The organism is Paludisphaera mucosa, assembly GCF_029589435.1.
GTDB lineage: Bacteria > Planctomycetota > Planctomycetia > Isosphaerales > Isosphaeraceae > Paludisphaera > Paludisphaera mucosa.
In genome coordinates this window covers 2,193,874-2,218,466 of sequence record NZ_JARRAG010000001.1, presented here as the reverse complement: position 1 = coordinate 2,218,466, position 24,593 = coordinate 2,193,874, and the positions used below count along the sequence as shown (strand labels likewise).

General features: G+C 69.9%; 23 protein-coding genes and 1 riboswitch. Of the genes, 13 read left to right on the top strand and 10 right to left on the bottom strand.

Annotated features, from left to right (window positions below; genetic code table 11):
• Positions 1-173: 173 nt before the first annotated feature.
• Positions 174-1,439: a threonine synthase gene (thrC, locus tag PZE19_RS08880; protein ID WP_277860229.1), complete on the bottom strand. Its 1,266-nt coding sequence runs from the start codon at positions 1,437-1,439 to the stop codon at positions 174-176.
• Between the two features lie 285 nt (positions 1,440-1,724).
• Positions 1,725-1,845: riboswitch (SAM riboswitch) on the bottom strand.
• 190 nt (positions 1,846-2,035) lie between these two features.
• Here thrC and PZE19_RS08875 point away from each other — a divergent pair.
• From PZE19_RS08875 to PZE19_RS08860, 4 genes are all read left to right on the top strand, one after another.
• Complete coding sequence (locus PZE19_RS08875; RefSeq protein WP_277860228.1) at positions 2,036-3,382, top strand: hypothetical protein; 1,347 nt, start codon at positions 2,036-2,038, stop codon at positions 3,380-3,382.
• 116 nt (positions 3,383-3,498) lie between these two features.
• Entirely contained in the window at positions 3,499-5,217 is a 1,719-nt protein-coding gene (locus PZE19_RS08870; RefSeq protein ID WP_277860227.1) for a DNA repair helicase XPB, read from the top strand.
• 60 nt (positions 5,218-5,277) lie between these two features.
• Positions 5,278-5,502 (top strand): hypothetical protein, encoded by a 225-nt coding sequence (locus tag PZE19_RS08865; protein ID WP_277860226.1) that lies wholly within the window; start codon positions 5,278-5,280, stop codon positions 5,500-5,502.
• 19 nt (positions 5,503-5,521) lie between these two features.
• A complete protein-coding gene (locus tag PZE19_RS08860) occupies positions 5,522-7,813 on the top strand; it encodes a helicase-associated domain-containing protein (RefSeq protein ID WP_277860225.1) in 2,292 nt (763 codons plus the stop codon).
• A 140-nt stretch (positions 7,814-7,953) separates the two neighbouring features.
• Here the strand turns inward: PZE19_RS08860 and PZE19_RS08855 are convergent, their stop codons facing one another.
• Positions 7,954-8,451 (bottom strand): hypothetical protein, encoded by a 498-nt coding sequence (locus tag PZE19_RS08855; protein WP_277860224.1) that lies wholly within the window; start codon positions 8,449-8,451, stop codon positions 7,954-7,956.
• 121 nt (positions 8,452-8,572) lie between these two features.
• Complete coding sequence (locus PZE19_RS08850) at positions 8,573-9,265, bottom strand: 3-keto-disaccharide hydrolase (protein WP_277860223.1); 693 nt, start codon at positions 9,263-9,265, stop codon at positions 8,573-8,575.
• Between the two features lie 480 nt (positions 9,266-9,745).
• Between PZE19_RS08850 and PZE19_RS08845 the strand changes: the two genes are divergently transcribed.
• The 6 genes from PZE19_RS08845 to PZE19_RS08820 all read left to right on the top strand — a co-directional run bounded on the left by PZE19_RS08845 (position 9,746) and on the right by PZE19_RS08820 (position 14,498).
• Positions 9,746-10,612 carry a PEP-CTERM sorting domain-containing protein gene (locus PZE19_RS08845; protein WP_277860222.1) on the top strand — a complete coding sequence of 289 codons (867 nt, stop codon included), beginning with the start codon at positions 9,746-9,748 and terminating at the stop codon, positions 10,610-10,612.
• Between the two features lie 114 nt (positions 10,613-10,726).
• The gene (locus PZE19_RS08840; RefSeq protein WP_277860221.1) at positions 10,727-11,281 is read left to right on the top strand and encodes a hypothetical protein; all 555 of its coding nucleotides are present in this window, start codon (positions 10,727-10,729) and stop codon (positions 11,279-11,281) included.
• Positions 11,282-11,411: 130 nt separating this feature from the next.
• Positions 11,412-12,563: an alanine dehydrogenase gene (gene ald / locus PZE19_RS08835; protein WP_277860220.1), complete on the top strand. Its 1,152-nt coding sequence runs from the start codon at positions 11,412-11,414 to the stop codon at positions 12,561-12,563.
• Between the two features lie 127 nt (positions 12,564-12,690).
• Positions 12,691-13,008, top strand: a complete 318-nt coding sequence (locus PZE19_RS08830) for a hypothetical protein (protein WP_277860219.1) — start codon at positions 12,691-12,693, stop codon at positions 13,006-13,008.
• Entirely contained in the window at positions 13,005-14,153 is a 1,149-nt protein-coding gene (gene mtnA / locus PZE19_RS08825) for an S-methyl-5-thioribose-1-phosphate isomerase (protein WP_277860218.1), read from the top strand. The genes PZE19_RS08830 and mtnA overlap by 4 nt, the downstream gene beginning before the upstream one ends.
• Positions 14,154-14,186: 33 nt before the next feature.
• The gene (locus PZE19_RS08820; protein WP_277860217.1) at positions 14,187-14,498 is read left to right on the top strand and encodes a Dabb family protein; all 312 of its coding nucleotides are present in this window, start codon (positions 14,187-14,189) and stop codon (positions 14,496-14,498) included.
• A gap of 99 nt (positions 14,499-14,597) precedes the next feature.
• Here the strand turns inward: PZE19_RS08820 and PZE19_RS08815 are convergent, their stop codons facing one another.
• From PZE19_RS08815 to PZE19_RS08795, 5 genes are all read right to left on the bottom strand, one after another.
• Positions 14,598-14,834 (bottom strand): hypothetical protein, encoded by a 237-nt coding sequence (locus PZE19_RS08815; protein ID WP_277860216.1) that lies wholly within the window; start codon positions 14,832-14,834, stop codon positions 14,598-14,600.
• Positions 14,835-14,867: 33 nt separating this feature from the next.
• Positions 14,868-15,938 carry a DUF1559 domain-containing protein gene (locus PZE19_RS08810; RefSeq protein WP_277860215.1) on the bottom strand — a complete coding sequence of 357 codons (1,071 nt, stop codon included), beginning with the start codon at positions 15,936-15,938 and terminating at the stop codon, positions 14,868-14,870.
• 289 nt (positions 15,939-16,227) lie between these two features.
• Positions 16,228-17,928: a bifunctional sulfate adenylyltransferase/adenylylsulfate kinase gene (locus tag PZE19_RS08805; protein ID WP_277860354.1), complete on the bottom strand. Its 1,701-nt coding sequence runs from the start codon at positions 17,926-17,928 to the stop codon at positions 16,228-16,230.
• A gap of 75 nt (positions 17,929-18,003) precedes the next feature.
• A complete protein-coding gene (locus PZE19_RS08800; RefSeq protein WP_277860214.1) occupies positions 18,004-18,423 on the bottom strand; it encodes an RrF2 family transcriptional regulator in 420 nt (139 codons plus the stop codon).
• Positions 18,424-18,474: 51 nt separating this feature from the next.
• A complete protein-coding gene (locus PZE19_RS08795; protein WP_277860213.1) occupies positions 18,475-19,188 on the bottom strand; it encodes a phosphoadenylyl-sulfate reductase in 714 nt (237 codons plus the stop codon).
• A gap of 233 nt (positions 19,189-19,421) precedes the next feature.
• On the opposite strand from PZE19_RS08795, the gene PZE19_RS08790 reads away from it, so the two are divergent.
• From PZE19_RS08790 to PZE19_RS08780, 3 genes are read left to right on the top strand one after another with little or no spacing between them, the layout of a single operon-like run.
• Positions 19,422-19,994: a rhodanese-like domain-containing protein gene (locus PZE19_RS08790; protein ID WP_277860212.1), complete on the top strand. Its 573-nt coding sequence runs from the start codon at positions 19,422-19,424 to the stop codon at positions 19,992-19,994.
• Positions 19,995-20,040: 46 nt separating this feature from the next.
• Positions 20,041-21,375, top strand: a complete 1,335-nt coding sequence (locus tag PZE19_RS08785; RefSeq protein WP_277860211.1) for a cytochrome ubiquinol oxidase subunit I — start codon at positions 20,041-20,043, stop codon at positions 21,373-21,375.
• Positions 21,375-22,451 carry a cytochrome d ubiquinol oxidase subunit II gene (locus PZE19_RS08780; RefSeq protein ID WP_277860210.1) on the top strand — a complete coding sequence of 359 codons (1,077 nt, stop codon included), beginning with the start codon at positions 21,375-21,377 and terminating at the stop codon, positions 22,449-22,451. The genes PZE19_RS08785 and PZE19_RS08780 overlap by 1 nt, the downstream gene beginning before the upstream one ends.
• Here PZE19_RS08780 and leuD read toward each other — a convergent pair.
• Together leuD and leuC are read right to left on the bottom strand one after the other, a co-directional pair.
• On the bottom strand, positions 22,432-23,094 hold the full coding sequence (leuD, locus tag PZE19_RS08775; protein ID WP_277860209.1) for a 3-isopropylmalate dehydratase small subunit: 663 nt from the start codon (positions 23,092-23,094) through the stop codon (positions 22,432-22,434). The genes PZE19_RS08780 and leuD overlap by 20 nt on opposite strands.
• Positions 23,095-23,153: 59 nt before the next feature.
• Positions 23,154-24,560: a 3-isopropylmalate dehydratase large subunit gene (leuC, locus tag PZE19_RS08770; protein ID WP_277860208.1), complete on the bottom strand. Its 1,407-nt coding sequence runs from the start codon at positions 24,558-24,560 to the stop codon at positions 23,154-23,156.
• Positions 24,561-24,593 lie beyond the last annotated feature (33 nt).

Below are 24,593 nucleotides of genomic sequence, written 5' to 3'. Positions count from 1 at the left end.
AGTCAGCGACGCCCGTACTCCCCTTCTCCCCCCGGGAGAAGGCGGCCCGGAGGGCCGGATGAGGGTCGACGCGCTTCGAGCGGACCTGCGCTTCTCGAACCCAAACCGACTCTTTGCTTGACGCCCCTCATCCGCCGCTGCGCGGCACATTCTCCCGGCGGGAGAAGGGAAGGTCAGGCCGAGGCGAGGACGGCGGGGACGCCGGCTTCGACGAGGGCTTCGAACTCTTCGAGCGTCGGCCTGATCACCACGGGACGGGGCAGGTGGTCGACGAGGGCTTCCTGCGTCTTGAGGCCGTTGCCGGTGATGCAGAGGACGATGGAGCCGTCGCGGTCGATCTTGCCCTCGTCGATGAGCCTGCGGGCGACGGCCAGGGTGACGCCGCCGGCGGTCTCGGCCCACACGCCCTCGGTTTCGGCGAGCAGCCGCATGTTGTCGACGATGGCGTCGTCGCTCACGTCCTCGCTCCAGCCGCCGGTCTCGCGGATGAGCTTGGAGGCGAACCAGCCGTCGGCCGGGTCGCCGATGGCCAGGCTCTTGGCGATCGTCTCCGGGTTGCGAACCGGCTTCACCTTGCCCGCGCCGGTCTTCACCGTGTTGGAGATCGGGTTGCAGCCGGTCGCCTGGGCGCCGAACATCTTGGTCCGCACGGGGCCGTTCAGAAGGCCGAGCGTCTCCAGCTCCAGGAACGACTTGTGGAGCTTGCCGATCAGGCTGCCGCCGGCCATCGGCGCGACGACCTGGTCGGGGGCGCGCCAGCCGAGTTCCTCGGCGATCTCGAAGCCCATCGACTTCGACCCCTCGGCGTAGAAGGGGCGCAGGTTGACGTTCACGAACCCCCAGCCGTAGCGGAAGGCGATCTGCGAGCAGAGCCGGTTGACGTGGTCGTAGTTGCCCCGGACGGCCACGACCTTCGCGCCGTAGATCGTGGCGCCGAGGACCTTGCCCTGTTCGAGCCCCTCGGGGATCAGGACGTAGGCCTCGAGCCCGGCCGCCGCGGCGTTCGCGGCCACGCTGCCGGCGAGGTTCCCCGTCGACGCGCAGCCGACGGTCTCGAAGCCCAGCTCGACCGCCTTCGAGAGCGCCACGGCGACGACCCGGTCCTTGAACGAGAGCGACGGATGGTTCACGGCGTCGTTCTTGATGTACAGCTCGGCGACGCCCAGCAGCTTCGCCAGCCGGTCGGCGCGGATCAGGGGGGTGCCGCCGACGTGGCGGCCGACGGTCGGCTCGCCGTCGACCGGGAGCAGCTCGCGATAGCGCCACATGTTGCGGGGGCGGGTCGCGATCGCCTCGCGGGTGAACGTGCGGCCGACGGCCTCGTAGTCGTACGCGACTTCCAGCGGCCCGAAGTCGTCGGTGCAGAAGTTGAGCGCTTCCTTGGGGTAGAGCTTGCCGCAGAGACGACACTTCAGACCCGTCACCAGTTCACCTGACACCAGTTCGGCCCCCATCATGCGAAAGTGGTACAGCGGACGCGACGTCGCGGGCGGCGGACGGCCGGGCGGATTCGCGGACGCTTCGAGTTTCGTGACATTTTCGAGTCGGCCTGGAATGCATGTTCGATCGGACGGATCATCATCCGTCCGCGTCGTCGCGTATCCCAGCCAGAGTCGAAATCGGGGGGGCGGTCAGGTGGCTTCGAGGGGGGGAGGCCGGTATGCAGCGCCCCCGCCGAAAACCATCTTATCTGTCCCATGTGCACCGCGTTCGTCGATCCGAGGAAATCGTCCCCGGGATCGCCCGAGCGGGCGCTGGGCAGGAGTTAGCACCAGCATCCGCCTTGTCGGCGGACCGGTTGCTGTGGCGTCGTAGGGCCCTTCCCTCAGCCACTCTGGATAAGATGCGCGCCGAATTGTGAGGCCCGAGTGTATCCCCCGCCGGACGACGCCGTCAAGCGGTCGCGGCGCGAATACGCCTCCTCGGGGCCGGGGCTGGCGCGGCTTGATGCCGGTGGACGAAACTGTTACAAATGTCGTAGAGCCTGCCGTGGCGTCGGCCCGGCGCGATAATCCCGACGACCGGAGGCTTCTCGATGGGATCGGCGACGATGGCCTCGCCGTGGCGGATCTTCTGGCTCCTCGTGCTGGGGCTGCACGCCGTGGCGGCGGCCGGGTGGTGGTGGCTCGCGCCCGGCGGCTTCCCCGTCGACCACCTGCGTTTCTGGACGAACCGCGTCGCGCCGGTCGTCGTTTTGGCGACGGTCGCGACGGCCGTCTGGGCGGCTCGTCGCGGGCGGGTGGCGGTCCTCGTCACTCTCCTGGCGGCGTTCCCGATCGCCTGGTATTTCGCCGGGTTTTCCGCCATGCGTGCTTTCCCGACGACGTTCGCCTACGCGGCGCTCTTCACGTTCTTCTGCGTCGCCGTCGTGATGAACATCGCGGTGCTGGTGCCCTTCCGCGATCGGAGGGACGGTGGCGGACGCGTGCGAACCCTCGTCCAGATGGCGGCGGCTGCGTTCGGCGCCTTGCTTCCCCTGGGCTTCCGCCCCCCCGTCGCGGATACACACCCGTCGCCCTATTCGATGCCGGCGGAGATCCGCCGCGTCGCCCCGGTTGAGGGAGGGCTGAAGCCCGGCCTGTTCGTCCACCTCGGCGATGGCTCGGCTTCGATCAAGGCGAAGCCGCTGACGATCTCGGTGCAGCCCCTTTTGCGGTTCCTCAGCCGGTCGCCGGACGGCGCGCCGACGATCCTCGTGCCGTCCCGCCTGCGCGAGGGCCGCGAGTTCCGGCTGGTCGGGGCCGAGGCGATCCCCGGCGGGCTCGACCTGCGGTATCGGTCCGACTACGACGCCGCCCTTCGCGTCACCTCGGCGGACGGGCCGATCGTGCTGGAGCCGATATCGTTCCTCCCAAAGCGCGTGTGGTCGCACCTGAACTCGTTCTGCGACGTCGATGTCTCGGGGCATCGGCGGTTGTCGCTGGCGTTCTCGCCCTGCCCGGAGACGCGCGTCGAGGTGAAGCCGATGGATTATCCCGTCGGCCGGCCGCTGCGGTTCGCGTTCCTGGACGCGACCGGCCGGTTCCGCGTGGTCGAAGCCACGAGCGGTGAGAAGGGCCCGTTCCGGCAGTTGGCCGGCGGGCCGTTGGCCCGGGGCGAGCCGCTGACGATCACGCTTTTCGACCAGGACGCGGCCGTCGCGCGGATCACCATGGACGACTGGTCGGCGCAGCTCGATACGCAGCTCTCCCCGACGGCCGGCTGGGGGGCCCCGGCGAACGCGATCGAGTTCAGCCTGGCGGGCGACGAGCCGACGTCGGCGGCCACGATCTACGTCACGCTGGCCGGCACCTCCGTCGGCCGGGGGTGGGACTGCGTGGGGCATCGGGCGGGGACCTACCGGAACCGGATGCGGGTGGAGGTCCTCGGCGCCGGTTCGTGACCTTGCCACCCGCGACGCGTCCGTCTAACATGGAGCGTTCGCGTTCCGAGGTCCCGGTGGCGCGACGCCGACGGCCCGTTCGTCCTGCTCACTCGATCCGACCCGGCAAGGAGCCCATGCAGTACAACCCGGCCAACCCGCTGATCGTCCAGGGGGACAAGACGATCCTCCTGGAGGTGGACAATCCGCTGCACGCCGAGGCCCGCGACGCCATCGCGCCGTTCGCCGAGCTGGAGAAGAGCCCTGAGCATATCCACACGTATCGGCTGAGCCCGCTCTCGCTCTGGAACGCCGCCGCGGCCGGCCTGTCGTCCGACGCCATGGTCGCGGCCCTGGAGAAGTTCTCGAAGTTCCCGCTGCCGACGAACCTGCCGGCCGACCTCCGCGACATGGTCGGGCGTTACGGCCGCGTGAAGCTCCAGCGCATCGACGGGGCGCTCCGCCTGATCGCCGGCGACCAGCCCCTGATCGAGGAGCTGGCGCGGCAGAAGGGCGTGCGCGAATACCTGGGCGAGCGGATCGACCCCGTCAGCTTCGCCGTCGAGGACATCGACCGGGGCGTGCTCAAGCAGGGCCTGATCGCCGTCGGCTACCCGGCCGAGGACCTCGCCGGCTACGCGCAGGGGACGGCCCTGGAAGTCGGCCTGCGCGAGATTTCGCGATCGGGCCACCCGTTCAAGGTCCGCGACTACCAGCGCGGGGCCGTCGACACCTTCCACGCCGGCGGCGACGTCAAGGGGGGCTCGGGCGTCATCGTCCTCCCCTGCGGCGCGGGCAAGACGATCGTGGGCATCGCCGCCCTCGCCCAGCTGAAGACCGAGACGCTCGTCCTGACCACCAGCACGACGTCGGTCGAGCAGTGGCGGCGCGAGATCCTCGACAAGACCGACCTCGACGACTCGCAGGTCGCCACCTACACCGGCGAGTCCAAGGCCATCGCGCCGGTGACGCTGGCGACCTATCAGATCGTCACCTACCGGCCCCGGAAGGACGGCGACTTCCCCCACTTCGGCCTGTTCAACAGCCGCGACTGGGGCCTGATCATCTACGACGAGGTCCACCTGCTGCCGGCCCCCGTCTTCCGGATCACGGCCGACATCCAGGCCCGCCGGCGGCTGGGGCTGACCGCGACCCTGGTCCGCGAGGACCATCGCGAGGAAGACGTCTTCAGCCTGATCGGCCCCAAGAAGTACGACGTCCCCTGGCGGGTGCTGGAGTCGCGGGGCTGGATCGCCGAGGCCCAGTGCCACGAGATCCGCCTGGGCCTGCCGCCCGCGCTGCGAATGGAGTACGCCATCGCCGAGTGGCGCGACAAGTTCCGGCTCGCCAGCGAGAACCCCGTCAAGGACGAGTTGATCGAGCAGCTGCTGGGCCGCCACGACCATCCCGAGGACCGCGTCCTGGTCATCGGCCAGTACATCAAGCAGCTCCGCCGGATCGCCGAGCGGTTCGACATCCCGATCATCACCGGCTCGACGACCAACGGCGAGCGCGAGGACCTCTACGCGCGGTTCCGCACCGGCGAGATCCGCCGGCTGGTGCTCTCGAAGGTCGGCAACTTCGCGATCGACCTCCCCGACGCCAACGTCATGATCCAGGTCTCGGGGACCTTCGGCAGCCGTCAGGAGGAGGCCCAGCGGCTGGGCCGGATCCTCCGCCCCAAGGAGGAGGAGCGGCCCGCCTGCTTCTACACCCTGGTGACGCGCGACACCCGCGAGATGGATTTCGCCCACCACCGCCAGCTTTTCCTCACCGAGCAGGGCTACAGCTATGAGATCCTCGACGAATCCGAGCTGTCGGCCCAGATCCTCGAAGAGTCGAAGGCCGGCGGCTGACGCCGGCGGGCCGATCGTGCTCGACCGCGGATCGAACCGTCCCCGACCTGGACCCGACCGATGACACGAGCGAACGTCCGGACCCCGGTCAAGCTGCACAGGAACGTGACGTTGATACGGACGTCGGAGCCGATCCTCGCGGAGGAGCTGCTGGCGCGCAAGACCCTGGCCCGCCTGGTGCTCGCCCGGCTGTCCGAGACCGTCCTGCTGGTGAAGCCCGACGAGGCCGACGCGGCCGTCGACGAGCTGCGGAAGATGGGCCACACCCCCCGGATCGCGCGCTGAGGCGAGGTGGAACGACGTCATGGCCTCGATACCCAGCCCCAGCACCGGCGCCGCCGCCGAACGGTCGGGAAAGCCGCCCAGCCTGTTCGCCGAGGACGCCGACCCCCGGTTCGTCTTCCGCAGCCTCCTCGCGCGCACCCCTTACGCCGTCCTCCGCGCGATCGCCCAGCTCCGCAACCACGAATCCGAGGCGACGCGCGCCTCGACTCTCGCCGCCGAGCTGACCGACCAGGTCGACGATCCTCTCACCCAGGCCCTCCTCCGCAAGGGCCTGACCGACGGCGATCGTCTGGCCCTGGGACTGTTCGGCCTGACCGAAGCCCGGAGCTGGCCCCTGGCCGGCCTCCGACACGCCCTGGCGGCGCTCGCGGTCGACGCCGACGCCGTCCTGATCGGCCTCTTCCGGCGCGGCCTGCTGACCGTCGAGGCGCCGGTCGAGTTCGAGGGAGTCGACCCGACGACGCTCCTGGTCTCGTCGGCGGCGGGCGAGGTCGAGGCCTGGGCCCACCCGGCGCTCATCCAGGGAGGGCGTCTGCGGCTGCCGATCGACCCGCCGCTCGCGACCGCGGGACCGGTGGCCCAGGTCCGCGAGTCCGACGGCCTGGAGCCGATCCTCCGCCTGGCCGCCCTCTGGCAGCGCACCGGCGCGGGCCCGCTGCGGCGGACCCAGCAGGGCGTCCTCTACAAACGCGACCGCGAGAGGATCGAGGACGACGGCGTCCTGACCGCGACGATCGACGACGCGATCGTCGAGCTTCCCGCGCTGGCGACGCTCTGGATGGGCCTGGCACGCCGCGTGGGCCTGATCCACGTCGACCGGACCGACGAGTCGCTGCACGCCGCCCCCGCCGAGTTCTGGACCGAGAACGCCGTCCATCTGCCCCAGATGATCGCCTCGGCCTGGCTCGGCCTGCGGTCGTGGGCCGAGTGGGCGGAGCCGACGCCCGAGGCGCCGTCGCCGGGGCTGCCCCTGATCTACCTCCGCCCGGCCGTGCTCCTCTGGCTCGCCACCGTCGAGCCCGAGGCCTGGATTGCGCTCGACGACCTCGCCGCGAGGCTCGACGCCCAGGCCCCCGGCTGGGAGCGCGTGGCCTTCGAGGACGAGGCCGCCGCCAACGCCCGCCGCGCCCGCGCGGCCAAACGCGGCCAGACGTTCACGAAGGAGGCCCAGGCGACGCGCGTGCTGGAGCGCATCCTCCTGGGCGGGGCCTACGCCCTGGGCCTGGTCAAGGTCGCCGAGGAGCAGGAGTCGCGACGCCGGGTCGTCCAGCTCACGCCGCTGGGGCGATACGTCATGGCGGTCGGCCCGCCCCCGCCGCCGCGGCCGACGTTCGACCACTTCCTGTTCGTCCAGCCCAACCTGGAGATCATCGCCTATCGCCAGGGCCTGACGCCGCCGATCATCGGCCGCCTGAGCCGGTTCGCCTGGTGGTCGAAGATCGGCGCGGCGGTCGAGCTTCGGCTGACGCAGGAATCGATCGCGCTGGGGCTGGAATGGGGGTTCTCGGCCGCGCAGATCCTCGAAGTCCTGGCCAAGCACAGCCAGCGCGCCCTGCCCGGGAGCGTCAAGGACGCCGTCGACCGCTGGGCCGACCGCCGCGAGCAGGTGACGTTCTACCCCTCCGCGACTTTGATCGAGTTCATCGCCCGCGCCGATCGCGACCAGGCGTTGGCCACCTGGACCGCCGAGGGCGTCGCGCGGCGGCCGTTCGTCGCGGTCGGCGACCGCTTCCTGCTGGTCGAGGACGCGCAAGACATCCCGACCGGCCGGATCAGCACCTCGGCGTCGCGCGACTATCGGCTCCCCCCCGAGCGCTGCGTGACCGCCGAGGCCGACGGCGTCACCCTGACCCTCGACCCCGCCCGCTCCGACCTCCTCGTCGAAGCCGAACTGGCCCGGTTCGCCGACGAGGAGCCCATGGCGACCTCCCCGACGCGTGGGACCGCGGCGCGTCGGCGATTCACGATCTCCACCGCGTCGCTCGAACGCGGCGTCGACGCGGGGATGACCCTCGGCGTCCTGTCCGACTGGTTCCGTCGCCGAACGGGCGAAGGTCCGCCGGCCGCCGTCCGCCTGATGATGCGCCCCTCCGCGCTCGCCGCCGACGCCAAGCCCTGGCCCGCCCGCAAGCTCCTCGTCCTCACCGCCCCGTCCGCCGAGGTGCTCGACGGCGTCCTCCAGCACCCCGAAACCCGCCCCCTCCTCGGCGACCGCCTCGGCCCCGTCTCCGTCGTCGTCCCCGAAGCGTCGCTCGACCGCCTTCGCGCCGCGTTGAAGCGGTTCGGCGTGGAGTTCGATCAGTCATCGTAGACCACAACAGCCTCCTCCCTTCGCGGAGGAAGGCGGCCCGAAGGGCCGGATGAGGGGGGCGACGAGCCAGCCGAAAAGGGCAGATCGACCAGCTTGAGGTTGACCCGCGAACTATCATCTAAATAAATATTATCAAATAATCATTTGTTATCACGTATGTGATCGATGAATTCGCGATGTTTCGAGACGACGACGTCCTGGTCGCCTATCGCAATGTACGACGCAGGGTCGATCTGCTCGATTTGGGCCCAGAACCGTTCCTGGATGGGAACCAGGTACTCCAGGCCGAGGCGATCGCTCGTCGGATCGTCGACGGGCACCAGACTGAATCCGCTGTAGTTCACGAAGATTTCGGGTCGCCAGTCGGGGCGTGGCGGTTCATTAAGGAGATACCACTCGTCGTAGTCATCCTGCGGGATGTGGAGCCCACCGGCGAGGGGCGGGCTCATCATGACGCTTCCTCGGGTCGTCCAGCCCAACCCTTCTTCTTCGGGCCACGGTTGGATCGGCCCGCTATCGTAGGCGGTGATGCAGAGACGCGCCCCGGGATGGAATCGGACGGTTGCCTCTCCAAGCGATGGCAGTGCGGTTTCCGAGACCAACCAGTGGTAGCGGCCGCGTCGGCCGGACTGGATCATGTCGCCTCCTCGGAACACCGGCAAGCCGCACCTATAGACGTCGTCCGCCTTACACGTCCTCCCCCTCATCCGGCCTTCGGCCACCTTCCCCGCGAGGGAAGGCCGTCAGGGTCCGGATGGCTCAAAGCGACTTGAGCTTGACGTTGCGGAACTCGACGCGGCCGCCGTCGACTTCGAGGCCGATGTAGCCGCGGGGGACGCCGCAGCCTTTCCACTGGTTCGCCACGGCGCCGTTGACCCAGAGGGTCACGGACCGGCCCTTGCAGGTGAGTTCATAGGTGTTCCATTCGCCGGCGGGCTTCACGCGCTGGTCCTTGACCTCGGCTTCGAGGTTGAAGGGCTTGGCGACCTGGTTGGCATAGGTCGCGCCGACGAGGTAGCCCCCCTTGCCGTCGCCGAGCTGGGCCCTGTGCCACTTGCCGGCGTCGTTGGAGTTGCGGACGTAGACCCCGCCGCCGGGGGCCTTCGCGGCCGGGTCGGGGACGATCCGCCACTCGACGTGGAGGATGAAGTCGAGCAACACCTGGTCGAGCCGCAGCCATTCGCGGTCGGCGCCGGGGGCGACGGCGGACAGGACGCCGGTCGAGGCGTCGAGCTTCCAGGGCGAGGACTCGATCAGGTCGCCGCCGCCGGGGATCGGCTCGCGGGTCCAGGCGTCGAGGCCCGCGCCCGAGGGGGCGAGCAGGTCGCTCCAGCCGGCCGGATCCGCCTCCAGGGCGCTCGGGACGTCGCCGGCCTTCTGGGCGCCCAGCATCAGGACGGTCGCCGCCGCGGCGACCGCGACCAGGCCCCTGCGCACGCTCGATTCGCGCATCGGAAACTCTCCTCAAACGACCACTCGAAATCGGACGGCGCGTCGTCGCCGCATCCGCCTCGGGAGCCTCCATTCTAGGCCCGCCGTCCCGGTCCCACAATCGGGGGGGCTGCGCCCGCTCGCTCCGCCCGCCGCCGCGACGACCTCGCGGATCTTCGGGGCGTCCGACGCCGCGATCGCCGTCCTCGCCTTCCAAATGTTGCCGGCCCGCAACGCGCGTCCTGCCTTTTCACCGAAATCGGCCATTAGGTTCATAATATTCGACCCCCGCGGGTGGCGGCCCTGTCCGCCCCCCGCGGCCTCGTCTATCCTCTGCGACGATCCGAGCCAGGGATTCGGATTCAGACGTGAAAGCATGAAGAAAAACAAGAAATGACGGTATCAAACTGATCGGAGGCCGCTATGGCAGCGATGACGGCTGTGGGCGCCCGCGTCGGGGCGCGTCGCGAGGGGCGGGCACTCGGGGCGGGCCGAGTCCCGATGCGCTGGCTCGTCGCGGCCTTCATGGGCCTGGCGACGGCCTCGCAGGCTTTCGGGGGCCTGATCCAGAAGCCGGTCGACCCCAACCCGATGGACGTGTACTGCGACGACGCCTTGGTCGGCCAGCTCCAGATCACCAACTATTACGGCTGGACGGCCGACGCCAATGCGGCCTACACCCCCCGGAACCCGTACACGGACTCGGGGTTCTACCAGGATCCGAAGCTGCCCAATCGCAACGGCGCGATCATGCAGGCGGTGCTCAACGTGGATCCCGACGCGTGCAAGATGAACTACCAGTGGGTGCAGGTGGTGACCGGCGGCGTCGGCACGATCGGCCCTCCGCCGTACCTCGACCCCTTCAACCGCGACGACCCGCTGCCGTTCTACTGGACGACGCCCGAGGCGAACACGGCCGATCAGGGGATGCTCAACAACGTCCCCGGCTCCCAGTTCATCGACATCGCCAGCCAGTCGAGCGCCAACAAGGGGAACTCGATCACCTTCGAGACGGCGCTCGTCTCCTACTCCGGCATGGAGATCCACTGGCTCGCGGGCTTCACCTGGGGCTACTCCATCAACCAGAACGGCGGCACGGACCTCGCCAACTTCGCGTGGACGGCCGGGATGTCGAACGTGATGTCCGGGCTCATCACGAATTGGGCCAGCTCGCCGAACATGCCGTTCCTTCCCGCGCCGGGACAGGCCCCCGACGGCTACACAGTGACCGACGACTGCCTCTGCGTGCCCGAGCCCGGATCGATGATGCTCTCGGTGATCGCGATGGGGGCGCTCGGCCTGGTCGGGGCCGCACGTCGCCGCAAAGCGGTTTCCGGCCGCCCCGACGAGTCGCGTGATGCGGCTTGAGCGGAAAATCCTCGAACGCCTCGTCGGCTCGGCCCGCGACACGGGACGGTCGGGTGGAATCGCGGGATCGCCGACGTCATGATCGGGACGGGCGTTCGACGAGGGGAGGCTGCGATGATCCTGCGTGCGGTCGGGATGGACACGTTGCTCGTGGCCCTTTGCTGGGCGCTCGCCGCGGCCTTCGGGTCGGATCGTGAGGATCTCGCGCCCGACCCGGAAGGCCCGGCCGATGCGGGACGTCCCTGGGGTGGCCCCTCGGACGGGCTCCGCTCGCGGATCCGGTTGGAGACGACTCCGGCCCGCCCCGACGACCCGATCATCGTCCGCTACGAGATCCAGAACGTGGATCGGCGCGGCCGCACGGTCTGGCACAGCGGATTCTGGCCCAACCACCGGATCGACGTGACCCGTCCCGACGGCGAGCCCGCCCCCTCGACGCCCGCCGGCCTGTCGCTTCGCAGGGCGTTCGACCCGGAGGGGCCCCGCGAGAAGAACGCCGGCCGGAATCTCGAGCCCGGCGAGGTCGACGCGGCCTGGGAGCCCGTCGACGTCCGCGGCCTGTACGCGCTCTTGGCGCCGGGCGCCTACAGGATCCGGGTCGTGTATCAGGAGGGCCGGATGGAGCCGGTGGCCACCAACGTCCTGGAGGTCGTCCTGCCCGGCCCCTGAGCCCGCCCGCCCGCGGCGATTGCGGGACGATCCCTTGATTCGGGAAGCTCCGTCTGATCGAATGTTTATGACGAATCGAGGGCGCGTCGTCGCGCGCCGCGGAGCAGACGGGGCGGGGGGTCGCGAGCCGATGATCGTTGGGGTGCCGAAGGAGATCAAGTCCGACGAATACCGCGTCGCGATGCTGCCCGTCGGCGTCGAGGAGCTGACCCAGGCCGGGCATAAGGTCCTCGTCGAGGCCGGCGCGGGGCAGGGGAGCGGCCTGGCCGACGCCCAGTACGAGGCCGCCGGCGCGACGATCGCGGCGGACGTCGCCGACATCTGGGCCCAGGCCGACCTGGTGGTCAAGGTGAAGGAGCCGATGCCGTCGGAATGGCCCCGGATCCGCCCCGGCCAGACCCTCTTCACCTACTTCCACTTCGCCGCCGACGAGGCCCTCACCCGGGCCGTGATCGCCAGCGGCGCGACGGCCATCGCCTACGAGACCCTCCGCGACGCCCGCGGCGCCCTGCCGCTGCTGACCCCGATGAGCGAGGTCGCCGGCCGGATGAGCATCCAGCAGGGGGCGAAGTTCCTGGAACGTCCCCAGGAAGGCCGCGGCATCCTGCTCTCGGGCGTCCCGGGCGTGGCCCCGGCCGAAGTCGCGATCCTGGGCGGCGGCGTGGTCGGCTCGAACGCGGCCAAGGTCGCCGCGGGCATGGGCGCCAACGTCAAGATCCTCGACGTGAACCTGGACCGCCTGCGCTACCTCGACGACATCATGCCGCCCAACGTCACGACCCTCTATTCCGACCGCCACACGATCCGCGAGGCCGTCGAGGCGGCCGACCTGGTCATCGGCGCCGTCCTGGTCGTGGGCGCGCGGGCGCCCCGGCTGGTCCGCCGCGTCGACCTGCCCCGGATGAAGCCGGGCGCGGTGATCGTCGACGTCGCCATCGACCAGGGGGGCTGCATCGAGACCAGCCGACCGACCACGCACCACGCGCCGACCTACGTGGTGGACGGCGTCGTCCACTACTGCGTCACCAATATGCCCGGCGCGGTGGGGCGGACGAGCACGTACGCCCTCTGCAACGTCACGCTCCCCTACGTCCTGCAGCTCGCCAACCAGGGCTGGCGCGCGGTCGCCGAGCGCGACGCGGGCGTTGCGGCGGGCGTCAACGTCCACGCCGGGCGGGTGACCAACCAGGCCGTCGCGACGACCTTCGGGCTCCCTTTCGAAGACTGGCGCGACCGGCCCTCGGCGGCCCTGGTCGGCGCCTCGTCGAGCCCCAAGGAATGACGCCGCCGCGATCCACCGCGAGATTCCGTTGACCGAGCCGGCCGTCGCCGACCGACCACGCGTCGCCGACGACGCCCCGGCCATCTCCTTTCCCACGACCAGATAGACCAAGGGAGCGAAGACGCTGATGAGCCACGACGAACACGAACCCGACCTCGAGCCCGGCGCCGAGCACGAACACGACGTCGAGGAGGCGCTCGAAGAGGCCCTCGAACTCGACACGCAGAGCCAGATCTTCCTGGAGATGCGTCGTCAGAACCTCGAGCTGCTGAAGATCGCCTCGGAAGTCGCCGGCTACGCCGGCCCCCACGGCGCTCTCAAGCCGGGCGACGTCCGCAACGCGCTGCGGAGCATCTGGGACGTCTACGCCGAGTTCTACTCCTGGATCGACCCGGAGGAGAGCGAGGAAGAGGACGAGGACGAGGGCGACGAGGAAGACGAATGACGACCGTCCGCGACGGCGGTCCCGGGGCCGGCCTCCGCGAGGAGGCCGCGCCGGCCGGGGCCGACGGTGAGGGCGGGCGAGCGTTCCGGACGGTCCAGTGGATCGGCGACGCCCTCGGCGGCCGGCTGCGGATGATCGACCAGACGCTCCTGCCCACCCGCTTCATCGAGATCGACTGCAACGACGTCGAGTCGGTCTGGCAGGCCATCAAGACGCTCAGCGTGCGCGGGGCGCCGGCCATCGGCGTGGCCGCGGCCTACGGGGCCGTGATCGGCGCCCGGTCGCGCGGGACATCCGACCCCGCCACGATCAGGGAGGCCCTCCGCGAGGCCGCGGCGCACCTCCGGACCAGCCGGCCGACGGCCGTCAACCTGTTCTGGGCCCTCGACCGCATGGAGGCCGCCGCCGATTCGGCCCGGCGCGTCGCCGAGGTCCCGCTGCTCGATCACCTCCTCGCCGAGGCCCACGCCATCGCCGACGAGGACCGCGCCATGTGCCGCGCGATCGGCCGGCACGGTGCCGATCTGCTCGCGGCCGGCGACGGCGTGCTGACCCACTGCAACGCCGGCGGGCTCGCCACGGCCGATTACGGCACGGCGCTGGCCCTGATCTTCACGGCCCACGAGCAGGGCAAGGCGGTGCACGTCTTCGCCGACGAGACCCGGCCTTTGCTCCAGGGGGCGCGGCTGACGGCCTGGGAGCTGGCCAACCGCGGCATCGACGTCACCCTGATCTGCGACAACATGGCCGCCCAGGTCATGAAGGAAGGCAAGGTGCAGGTCGTCGTCGTCGGGGCCGACCGGATCGCCGCCAACGGCGACGCCGCCAACAAGATCGGCACCTATGGCGTGGCCGTCCTGGCGAAGGCCCACGGCATCCCCTTCTACGTCGCCGCCCCCTCCAGCACCTTCGACCTCTCGCTGGCCGACGGCTCCGGGATCCCGATCGAGGAGCGCGACCCCCGCGAGATCACGGAGGGCTTCGGCCGCCGCACCGCGCCCGAAGGCGTCGGCGTCTACAACCCCGCGTTCGACGTCACCCCCGCCGCCCTGATCACCGGCATCGTCACCGAGCGGGGCCTCGTCCGGCCGGTCGACGCCGCCACGATCCGCGCCGTGCTCGGGACGCCCCAGGCCGCGTCCTGAATCCTTCCCTCACCCCATCGGAATCGACCCGCCATGCTGGCCCACAGCGTCTTCTTCTCGCTCCACGACCCGTCGCCGGCCTCGATCCAGGAACTCCTGACGGCCTGCCACACCTACCTGAACGACCACCCCGGCGTGGTCTTCTTCGGCGTCGGCACGCTCAACAAGGAACTTACGCGGCCGGTCAACGATCAGGCCTTCGAGGTCGCCCTGCACGTCGTGTTCGACTCGAAGGCCTCGCACGACGCCTATCAGGTCGCGCCCCGGCACTTGCAGTTCGTGGACGAGAACAAACCCAAGTGGAAGCAAGTCCGCGTGTTCGACGCCGACATGACGTCCGCCTGATCGCGATCTCGTCGCGACGCGCACGACGAAAAAAGGGCCTCCCGACGGCGTTGCACCGTCGGGAGGCCCTCGGATTTCAGCGGCTCGCGAGCCGCTCGATCAGGGCTTGGGGGCTTCGGTCGGCGCGACGTCCTTGGGTTGTTCGCCGGGCTTGGCCGCGGTCGGCTTGCCGCTCTTGTTGGTGGCGTGGAACTTCTCCATCGCGGCCTTCTCGTTGGAGACGCGCGTGGCTTCCTGCGCGGGCGATGGGGGGGTGGCCGACTGCTCGCAGCCCGGAGCGGCGAACAGGAATAGGCCGATCACGACCGCGGGGAAAAGCCTCGTCAAAGAACGCATGGGGTGGGATCCTTGTAAAACGAAGCGAACGCTTTAGAAAGCATCGCTGCTGATGACTTCGCCGTTGTCGCGGGTGCCGAGGCCCCACCACGTGGCGCGGTTGACCGAATCCTTGACGAAGCGGACGCTGCCGTCGCCCAGGAGGACGTTCACGCCTCCGGAGTGCGCGCTGCTGGCGTCGATGTAGTTCGACGCGTCGATGCCGCAGCCGCCGCATCCCCAGCGGCAGGAGCCGAACTTGTACTGGTTGTCGTTGGGCGTCTGGATCGTGTTGAACAGGGTGTAGCCGGTTGCGCCGAAGGCCCAGTAGCGGCCCGCCTGATCGCTGATGTTGTTGTTGGCGTTGAAGGCCGTCGCGCAGGCTTGCAGGTCGGACATGGTGCCGGCGACGTTCGACGAGGCGTCGTAGATCGCCTGGGTCAGGTTGGCGCCGGTCACGCCGTTGCCGCGATACGAGCTGCCGCCGTTCGCCTTGCCGGTCAGCTTCTCGGCGAACAGGATCGTGTTCGCCGAGCCGTCGGGCACGTCGGCGAGGCCGTAGCTGATGAACAGGCCGAAGAAGCCGGTCACGCCCTGGGGCTTGCAGGGGGCGTTCGACCAGCCGCAGTCGCCTTCCCAGTTCCGGGAGGTCGTGCCCATCGAGGCGAAGTAGTTGTTCAGCCCGGGCTTCAGGTTGTTCGTGTCCGACGGGCAGAGGAAGGCGTTGATCACCGTGTCGCGGACGGTGCGGTTGACCCTGGGCAGGTCGTTCCAGTCCGGGTCGACCGAGATCATGAAGTTGGCGGCGTTGTAGACCGGCGTCTGCTCGACGAACGGCAGCAACTGGCCCTGGACGCTCCAGTTCGACCAGGTCCCGTAGGTCATGTCCGGGCTCATGGGCGACTTGGTGCCGCCCATCGGGAAGGCGTTGTTGGCGCTGTGGTAGTTGTGCAGGCCGAGGCCGATCTGCTTCAGGTTGTTGACGCACTGCGAGCGCCGGGCGGCCTCGCGCGCCGACTGGACGGCCGGCAGCAGCAAGGCGATCAGGACCGCGATGATCGCGATGACGACGAGCAGTTCGATGAGCGTGAACCCGCCCCGTCGGGCGGCACGACTGAGTGACATGGGATCTCCTTCGCACGATCGAAAGACGACTAGAAAGGATGGGCCGCGGTCACGCGGGATCGAGACCCGCGTACGGCCGCGACCTTCGTATTCGACAGCGGAAGCGACCGACCTGCAAGATAGCAATCGAATTATGGACATTCCATAGTTTTTGTATGAGTCGATCGGTTCGAAGCCGCGGGCGCCGCCGTCGCACGGCGGAATATTCGCAGACTTCGAACGGAACGACGACCGCGCCGGACGGCTCCGGGGCGGGCGTCGGATCGATCGCGAGGGAGGGCCGGAGGCCTCAGCCGGCGCGGCCGCGGGGCGGGATGTAGCCCAGGGCGAGCAGCTTGGCGACGATCGCGTCGACGCATTCCGCCACGCCGAGCCGGGATGTGTCGAGGGTGACCTCGGCGTCATCGGGGGCCTCGTACGGGTCGTCGACGCCGGTGAAGCCCATGCCCCGGCCCGCCGCGACGGCGGCGCGGGCCTTGGCGTAGTGTCCCTTGACGTCGCGCGACTCGCAGACGTCGACGGGGGTCGAGCAGTAGACCTCGACGAAGTTCCCCTTCGACTGCCGGCGGGCCTCGTCGCGGACGGCCTTGTATGGGCTGATGACCGAGCACAACGTGGTGCCGCCGTGCTGGGCGACCAGGCCGGCGACGTAGCCCACGCGGCGGATGTTGACGTCGCGGTCTTCCTTGCTGAAGCTCAGGCCCTTCGACAGGTGAGTGCGGATCTCGTCGCCGTCGAGCAGCGAGCAGTTGCGGCCGTACTCGGCGAGCCGCTCGACGAGCGCCTGCGCGACGGTGCTCTTGCCCGAGCCGGAGAGGCCGGTGAACCAGATCGTCAGCCCCTGGCGCTGGCGGGGGGGGTTGGCCTCGTTCAGGATCGCGGCGACCGCCGGGCGAGTGAACCACTCGGGGAGCAAGACCCCCCCGGCCAGGTAGTCGTCGCGGACCTGGGCGTCGGAGATTCGAGCCGTCCTGACACCGTCGGGGACGGCGTCGACGGCCTCGTAGCGGCCCATGTCCGGCAGGTAGACCATCGGCGTGGAGACGACCATCTCCACGCCGATCTCGTCCATGTACTTCGACAGGGCCTCCAGGGCGGCGTGTGGATCGTCGAAGGGCCGGTCGGCCTGGTCGCGGCGGACGAGGAGGTGGGTGCAGCCGTAGTTGCGAGCGATGATCGCGTGGAGCAGGGCCTCGCGGGGCCTGGTCATACGCTCGGCCAGCGGCAACAGGGTGACCACGAGCGCCCCCGACCTGTCGTCGTCTTCGAGAAGCGCCCGGTAGCAACGGACGCGGGTGTAGTGGTCGACGTCGCCGGGCCGGGTCGCGCCGACGATCGGCTGGATGAGCAGGCCGCCGCCGATCTCCTCCGCCGCACGCCGGGCCGTCTCCTCCTGGGCGCGGTGGATGGGGTCGCGGGTCGGGAAGGCGACGATGCGGGACCAGCCGAGCGACTGGAAATGCTCGCGAAGCTCGGCGGGGGTCCGCCGCAGGTCGACGAAGTCGTAATGCGGGGGCGTGCGGACCACTTCGAGCCGACCGGCGGCATAGTGGCCTGGGCAGCGGCCGAGGTCGGCGTCGGCCGGAGGCTTGGCGTCGAGCGTGTCGTAGACGCACTGCGCCTCGGCATCCTTGTCCGCCTGGTAGATTTCCTCCACGTGGAGGAAGGCGAGCAGGTTGCCGTAGACGTCGCGGAGGGCCAGCGTCTTCCCCTCGGCGACCCCTTCGGAGGGCGTCACGGGTAAAGTGACAGGCAGCGGCCAGAGCGTGCCGTCGGCGAGCCGTTGCTCGCGAACGACTCGGTCGTAGTCGGCTTTCCCCAGGAACCCCTTCAGCGGCGAGAAGCCGCCCACGGCGAGCAGCTCCAGGTCGCAGACCCCGCGCTCGTCGAGGGTGATGCTGGCGCAGTCGCCGGCGGCGGCCTTCATCTCGGCCGCCCGCGCGGTATCGACGACCAGGTCGATCAGGGTCCCGCCGTAGGGCGAGTTCAGACTCCCTCTGGCATGGGCCGAGGCGCTAATCGCAGGTCTCCGTTCGAGATTCGGGCGGTGAGGAGAAGAGAGACCTCAGATCGTCCATTCGTGGGGCGTGGCCTGCGCGACGAGCGTCGCCACGGTGGTCTGGTCGAGGACGGCCCGCTCGGCCTCGCGGACGCGGTCCCAGAGGCGGTTGAGGATCTGCGAGGCGCGACGGTCGGCGGCGGGCGTCTCGCGGGCCGCGTCGTCGGGGCCGTCGACGGCGGTGAGGATCTCGCGGACCGAGATCGCCTCGGGCGGCCGCGCCAGCTGATAGCCGCCCGACGCTCCCCGGGTGCTGACGACCAGGCCCGCCCCCTTGAGGTGGAGGAGGATCTGGACGAGGTAGCGCTCGGGGATGCCGTGGGATTCCGAGATGTCGCGGATCCGCAGCGGCGGGGCGTTCGGGCCCTGGCGCGCGAGCGCCAGCACGGCGAGGCAGGCGTACTCGGCTTTCGCGGATACCTTCATCGGGCCCAGGACCTCGGAGCCGCGGGGCGCCCGCCGGCCGGTCGCGGGGCGTCAGAGCTGGCTGCTGTCGAGCGAATGCAGGCCGCACTCGGTCTTGGCCTGCCCGGCCCAACGCCCGGCCCGTTCGTCTTCCCCGGCGCCCACGGCCTTCGTGCAGGGGAAACAGCCGACCGAGGGATACCCCCGGTCATGGAGCGGGTTGTACGGGATCTTGTTCGAGACGATGAACGCCCAGACGTCGCGACGGGTCCACCTCAAGAGCGGGTTGACCTTCATCAGGCCGAACTTGGCGTCCCAGCCGATCGTCTTGGCCTGCGCCCGCGCCGCGGACTGGTCGGCGCGGATGGCCGTGATCCAGGCCTCGTATCCGGCGAGCGCCCGCCGCAAAGGGACGATCTTGCGATCATAGCAGCACTGGTCGGAGTTGGAAACGTACAACGGCCCGCCGTGCTCGCGCTCGTATTCGGCCGGCGACTTCTCGGCGGACACCAGCTCGATCTCGAGCCCGTACCGCGCGATCAACTGCTCCCGCAACGCCAGGGTCTCGGGGAACTGGTAGCCGGTGTCGAGATTGAAGAGGCGGATGTTGGCGCCGATCTCGGCCAGCATGTGGATCAGGATACAGCCCTCGGGCCCGAACGCCGTGGCCATCGTCAGCCGCGACCCGTACCGCTCGACGCCCCACTTCAAGATCTCCGTCGGAGCGGCGCCGGAGAGCAAGTCGTTCGCTTCCGCAATCTCTTCCGTCGAAATGAGTTCAGTCACGGTAGCCATGACTCGTCGAGACTCCAGGAGGGCCTTGGAACCGGCCTAATGGTAAGTAACTTGGGTTTCAAAGTCAACATTCGGCGTCGAGATGCGGCCGGTGACCGGGGGGCGAGGGCGGCGGGGGGCGATTGCTGTGAATGGCGTCCTGGGCTGCTAGAATGTCCTGGGAGACCTTGGCGACGTCGGCCGCGTCTCGCCCCGCTCGAAGCCTGGCACCCTCGGAGACCGTCATGGCGAACGCACATGCGTCGATCGCGTCCATCTCGCCGGCCGAGCTGTTCGAGATCTCGCAGTCGAAGGGTCCGATCGAGCTGATCGACGTCCGGACGCCGGCCGAGTTCCGCGAAATCCATGCGACGCCGGCCCGTTCGGTCCCCCTGGATCGCCTGGATCCAGTCGGGCTCATGCAGAATCGCGAGCGCCCGGACGACCCCTTGTACGTCATCTGCCGTTCCGGTTCGCGGGGCCGGCAGGCGTGCGAGGCGTTCGCGGCGGCGGGTTTCGGCGACCAGGTCGTGAACGTCGAGGGGGGCACGCTGGCCTGGGAGCAGGGCGGCCTGCCGGTGGCGAGGGGTAAGAAGACGATCTCGCTGGAACGCCAGATCCGGATCATCGCCGGTTCGATCGTCGTCCTGGGGGTGGTCCTGGGCGCGGTCGTGAGCCCCTGGTTCACGGGCCTCTCCGCGTTCATCGGCGCGGGGCTCGTGTTCGCGGGCGTGACCGACGTCTGCCCGATGGGGATGAGCCTGGCGCGCATGCCCTGGAACCAGGCCGGGGGCGATTCGGCGACCTGCTCACGCTGAGCGTGCGACGGACTTTCGGGGCCGACTTTACACGAGCGCAGGACTCATGACGAATCTGCTCGCCGCCCGCTTACAGATGGCGATGTCGCTCGGGTTCCACATCATCTTCGCGGCGATCGGGATCGCCCTGCCCCTGATGATGTGCATCGCGGAGGCGTGCTGGCTGCGGACCGGCCACCCGGTCTACCGCGTCCTCGCCCGACGATGGGCCAAGGGGGCGGCGATCCTCTTCGCGGTCGGCGCGGTCTCGGGCACGGTCCTCTCGTTCGAGCTGGGGCTGCTCTGGCCGGGGTTCATGAAGTTCGCCGGCCCGATCATCGGCCTCGGCTTCGGGCTGGAAGGCTTCGCGTTCTTCACCGAGGCGATCTTCCTGGGCCTCTATCTGTATGGCTGGGAACGGCTCCCCGCTCGGGCGCACTGGCTGGCCGGGGCGATCGTGGCGGCCAGCGGCGCGCTGTCGGGCGTCCTCGTCCTCTCGGTGAACGCCTGGATGAACACGCCGGCCGGGTTCCGGCTGGTCAACGGCCGGGCGGTGGAGATCGACCCGCTGGCGGCGCTGGTGAGCCCGGCGATGCTCGCCGAGGCCCTGCACATGAGCCTGGCGGCCTATGCGGCGACGGGCCTGCTCGTGGCCGGAGTCCATGCGGTCCTGCTCATGAAAGATCGCGAGAATCCGTTCCACCGCAAGGCCCTCGGGATCGCCCTGACGGTCGGCGGCCTGGCGTCGATCCTCCAGCCGATGAGCGGCCACTACGCGGCGCACGTCGTGGCCGAGACGCAGCCGGTCAAGCTGGCGGCGATGGAAGGGCAGTTCCAGACCGAGCGGCGAGCCCCGTTGCGGATCGGCGGCCTGCCCGACCCCGGCACCGGCACGACGCCCTACGCGCTGGAGATCCCCGCCGGGCTGAGCATCCTGGCCTACAACGACCCGAACGCCGAGGTGAAGGGGCTGGAAGCCTTCCCGAGCGACGTCCGGCCGCCGGTGCGGGTCGTCCACCTTTCCTTCCAGGTCATGGTCGCCTGCGGCATGGCGATGGCGGGCGTGTCGCTCTGGGCTGGGCTGTCGTGGTGGCGGTCGCGGTCGGTCCCGACGGCCCGGGCCTTCCTCTGGGCGGTGGCGCTGGCGAGCCCCCTGGGCATGATCGCGATCGAGGCGGGCTGGACGGTGACCGAGGTCGGCCGCCAGCCCTGGATCATTCACGACGTGATGCGCACGACCGACGCCGTGACCAGCGTCCCCGGCCTGGGGATCTCGCTGGCGGTCTACACGGTGCTCTACGCGGGGCTGGGCTGGATCGTCGTGATGTTGCTGCTGCACCAGTTCCGCAGCAGCCCCCGGGCCGACGAGCTGGCCGCGGCCTTGACGGAGGACTCGCACTGATGGGCTTCCTGACGACCATCTCCCCCGCCGAGGGCGTCGCGGCCGTGATGCTGCTCGCCCTGATCGCCTACGCCCTGCTGGGCGGCGCCGACTACGGCGCGGGGGTCTGGGACCTGATGGCGCGTGGCCCCCGCGCCCAGGCCCAGCGCGATTTGATCGCCCACGCGATCGGCCCGGTGTGGGAGGCGAACCACGTCTGGCTGATCATCATCATCGTTCTCCTCTTCACCGGATTCCCGGCGGCGTTCACGGCGGTCATGACCACGCTGCACGTCCCGCTCTCGCTGCTGCTCATCGGGATCGTCCTCCGCGGGTCGGCCTTCACCTTTCGCAGCTACGACGCGACCGAGCTGGCGCGGCGGCGGTGGAACCGGGTCTTCTCGATCCCCAGCGTCGTCACGCCCGTGCTGCTGGGGGCCGTGATCGGCGCGATCGCGACCGGCGAGCCGGGCCGGGCGGCGGAGGCGGGGGGCGCGGCGCCGCTCTTCGCGACGTGGCTGCGGCCCTTCCCGCTGGCCGTGGGCCTGTTCGCCCTGAACCTCTTCGCCTACCTGGCCGCCGTCTACCTGACCCTGGAGACGGACGATCCCGCCTTGCAGGAGGACTTCCGCTTCAAGGCGCTGGTCTCGGCGGTCACGCTCGGGGCCGTGGCCTGGCTCGTCTACTTTCTCGCCGGGATCGAGGCCCCCCTGGTGCACGAGGGCCTGAGCCGTTCGTCCTGGGGGGCGTCGCTGCGGTATGCGACGGGCGCGATGGCGATCACGGCGATCGCCGCCCTCTGGCTGCGGTGGTACTCGGTCGCCCGGCTCGCGGCGATGTTCCAGGCGGCGATGATCCTCTGGGGGGCGGGGACGGCCCAGTTCCCCTACCTGGTGCCGCCCCACTTCGACATGGTGCGCGGGGCGGCGCCGCGGCTCGTCCACCAGTTGCTCTTGATCGCGCTGGGGTGCGGATCGGTCGTCCTCATCCCCTCGCTGATCTACCTGTTCCGGGTCTTCAAGGGGCACACGTTCCGGGCCGACCTCGCCGTCGCCTCCGCCGCCGAAGAGGGACCGGTCAATTCGTCACGGGCTTGAGCCAGGCGGGGGCCGCCTGCTCGTATCGGGCGATGTCGGATTCGAGCAGGAGCGTCTCGGAGATTGCGTCGAGGCCCTGGAGCAGGCGTTCGCGGCGGGTCTCGGGGATCTGGAACGGGACTTCCACCGCGGCCGGGCCGTTCTGGACGGTGATCGTGAGCGACGTGAGGTCGACGACGGCCTCGGCCCCGCCCGCGCCGGCGACGTCGACGATGCGGTCCCAGTCGGCCTGGGGGACCTCGACGGCGAGCAGGCCGTTGTTGAGGGCGTTGCCCTCGAAGATGTCGGCGAAGCCCTCGTCCTTGCCGGGCGCGATCACGACGGCGAAGCCGCCCTGCGCGACGGCCCAGACGGCGTGCTCGCGGCTGGATCCGCAGCCGAAGTTGCGGCCGACGACCAGCACCGACGCCCCTTGATTCTCGGGACGGTTGAGCGGGAAGGACGGGTCGAGCGGGCCGTGGCGCTCGGGGTCGTCGATCGGCGGCGCCGCGCCGGGGGCGTAGCGCTTGTCGGCGAAGAGCAGGGGGCCGTAGCCGATCCGCTCGATCCGCTTGAGGTAGCGCGCGGGGATGATGAGGTCGGTGTTGACGTCGGTCCAGTCCAGGACGGCGACCTTGCCCCGATGGACGGTGAACGGCTTCATGGGGATCTCGTCTCTCGTACGGTCGTGTGTGAAAAGTCCGGACGCGGGGGCGGCGGGGCTCAGCGGTCCAGGAGCCGGCGGACGTCGGTGAAATGGCCGGTGACGGCGGCGGCGGCGGCCATCGACGGGCTGACCAGGTGGGTCCGCCCGCCCGGCCCCTGCCGGCCCTCGAAGTTGCGGTTGCTGGTGCTGGCGGCGCGCTGGCCGGGCTGGAGCCGGTCCGGGTTCATCGCCAGGCACATGCTGCAGCCGGCCTCCCGCCACTCGGCGCCGGCCTCTTCGAAGACCCGGTCGAGGCCCTCGGCTTGGGCCTGGCTGCGCACCTGTTCGCTGCCGGGGACGACGAGCGTCCGGACGCCCGCGGCGACCTTGCGACCCTTCATCACCTGGGCCGCGGCCCGCAGGTCCTCGATCCGGCCGTTGGTGCACGAGCCGATGAAGACGACGTCGATCGGGATCTCGGAAAGCAGCGTCCCCGGGATCAGCCCCATGTACGTGAAGGCCCGGTCGGCCTCGGCCCGCAGCGAGGTCGGCAGCTCGTCGAGCGTCGGGATGCGGCCGTCGGCGTCGACGGTCATCGAGGGGTTCGTGCCCCAGGTGACCTGGGGCACGAGCTTCGAGGCGTCGATCGTGACCTTCGAGTCGAACGGGGCGTCGGGGTCGGTCGCCAGCGTCTTCCAGTCGGCGATCGCGGCTTCGAGGGCCCGGCCCTTCGGGGCGTAGGGGCGGTCGGTGCGGGCGAAGTATTCGAAAGTGACGTCGTCGGGGGCGATCAGCCCGGCGCGGGCGCCGGCCTCGATCGACATGTTGCAGATCGTCAGCCGGCCTTCCATCGAGAGGGCGCGGATGGCCGGGCCGTGGTACTCGATGACGGTCCCCGTCCCGCCGGCGGTGCCGATGGCGCGGATGACGGCCAGGATGACGTCCTTGGGCTCGACGCCGCGGCCGAGCGTCCCCGTGACCTCGACGCCGAGCGCGGCGGGCCGCTTGCCCTGCCAGAGGGTCTGGGTCGCCAGGACGTGCTCGACCTCGCTGGTGCCGATGCCGAACGCCAGCGCCCCGAACGCGCCGTGGGTGCTGGTGTGGCTGTCGCCGCAGACGATCGTCGAGCCGGGGAGGGTCAGGCCCAGCTCGGGGCCGATGACGTGGACGATCCCCTGGCGGCCGCTCTTGATGTCGTAGAGGTTGACGCCGAACTCGCGGCAGTTGGCCCGCAGGGTCTCGATCTGCCGCTTCGACAGGGCGTCGCGGATGTCTAGCTGGTCGTCGGTCGGGACGTTGTGGTCGATCGTGGCGAACGTGAGGTCGGTGCGCCGCACCTTGCGGTCGGCGAGCCGGAGGCCGTCGAAAGCCTGGGGGCTGGTCACTTCGTGGACCAGGTGGCGGTCGATGTAGAGGAGCGTCGCCTCGTTGGTAACGCTCAGGACGTGGCGGTCCCAGACCTTCTGAAACAGTGTCGCTGACATGCCCGATCCACCTCGGAAGCTCGTCGAAAGGGA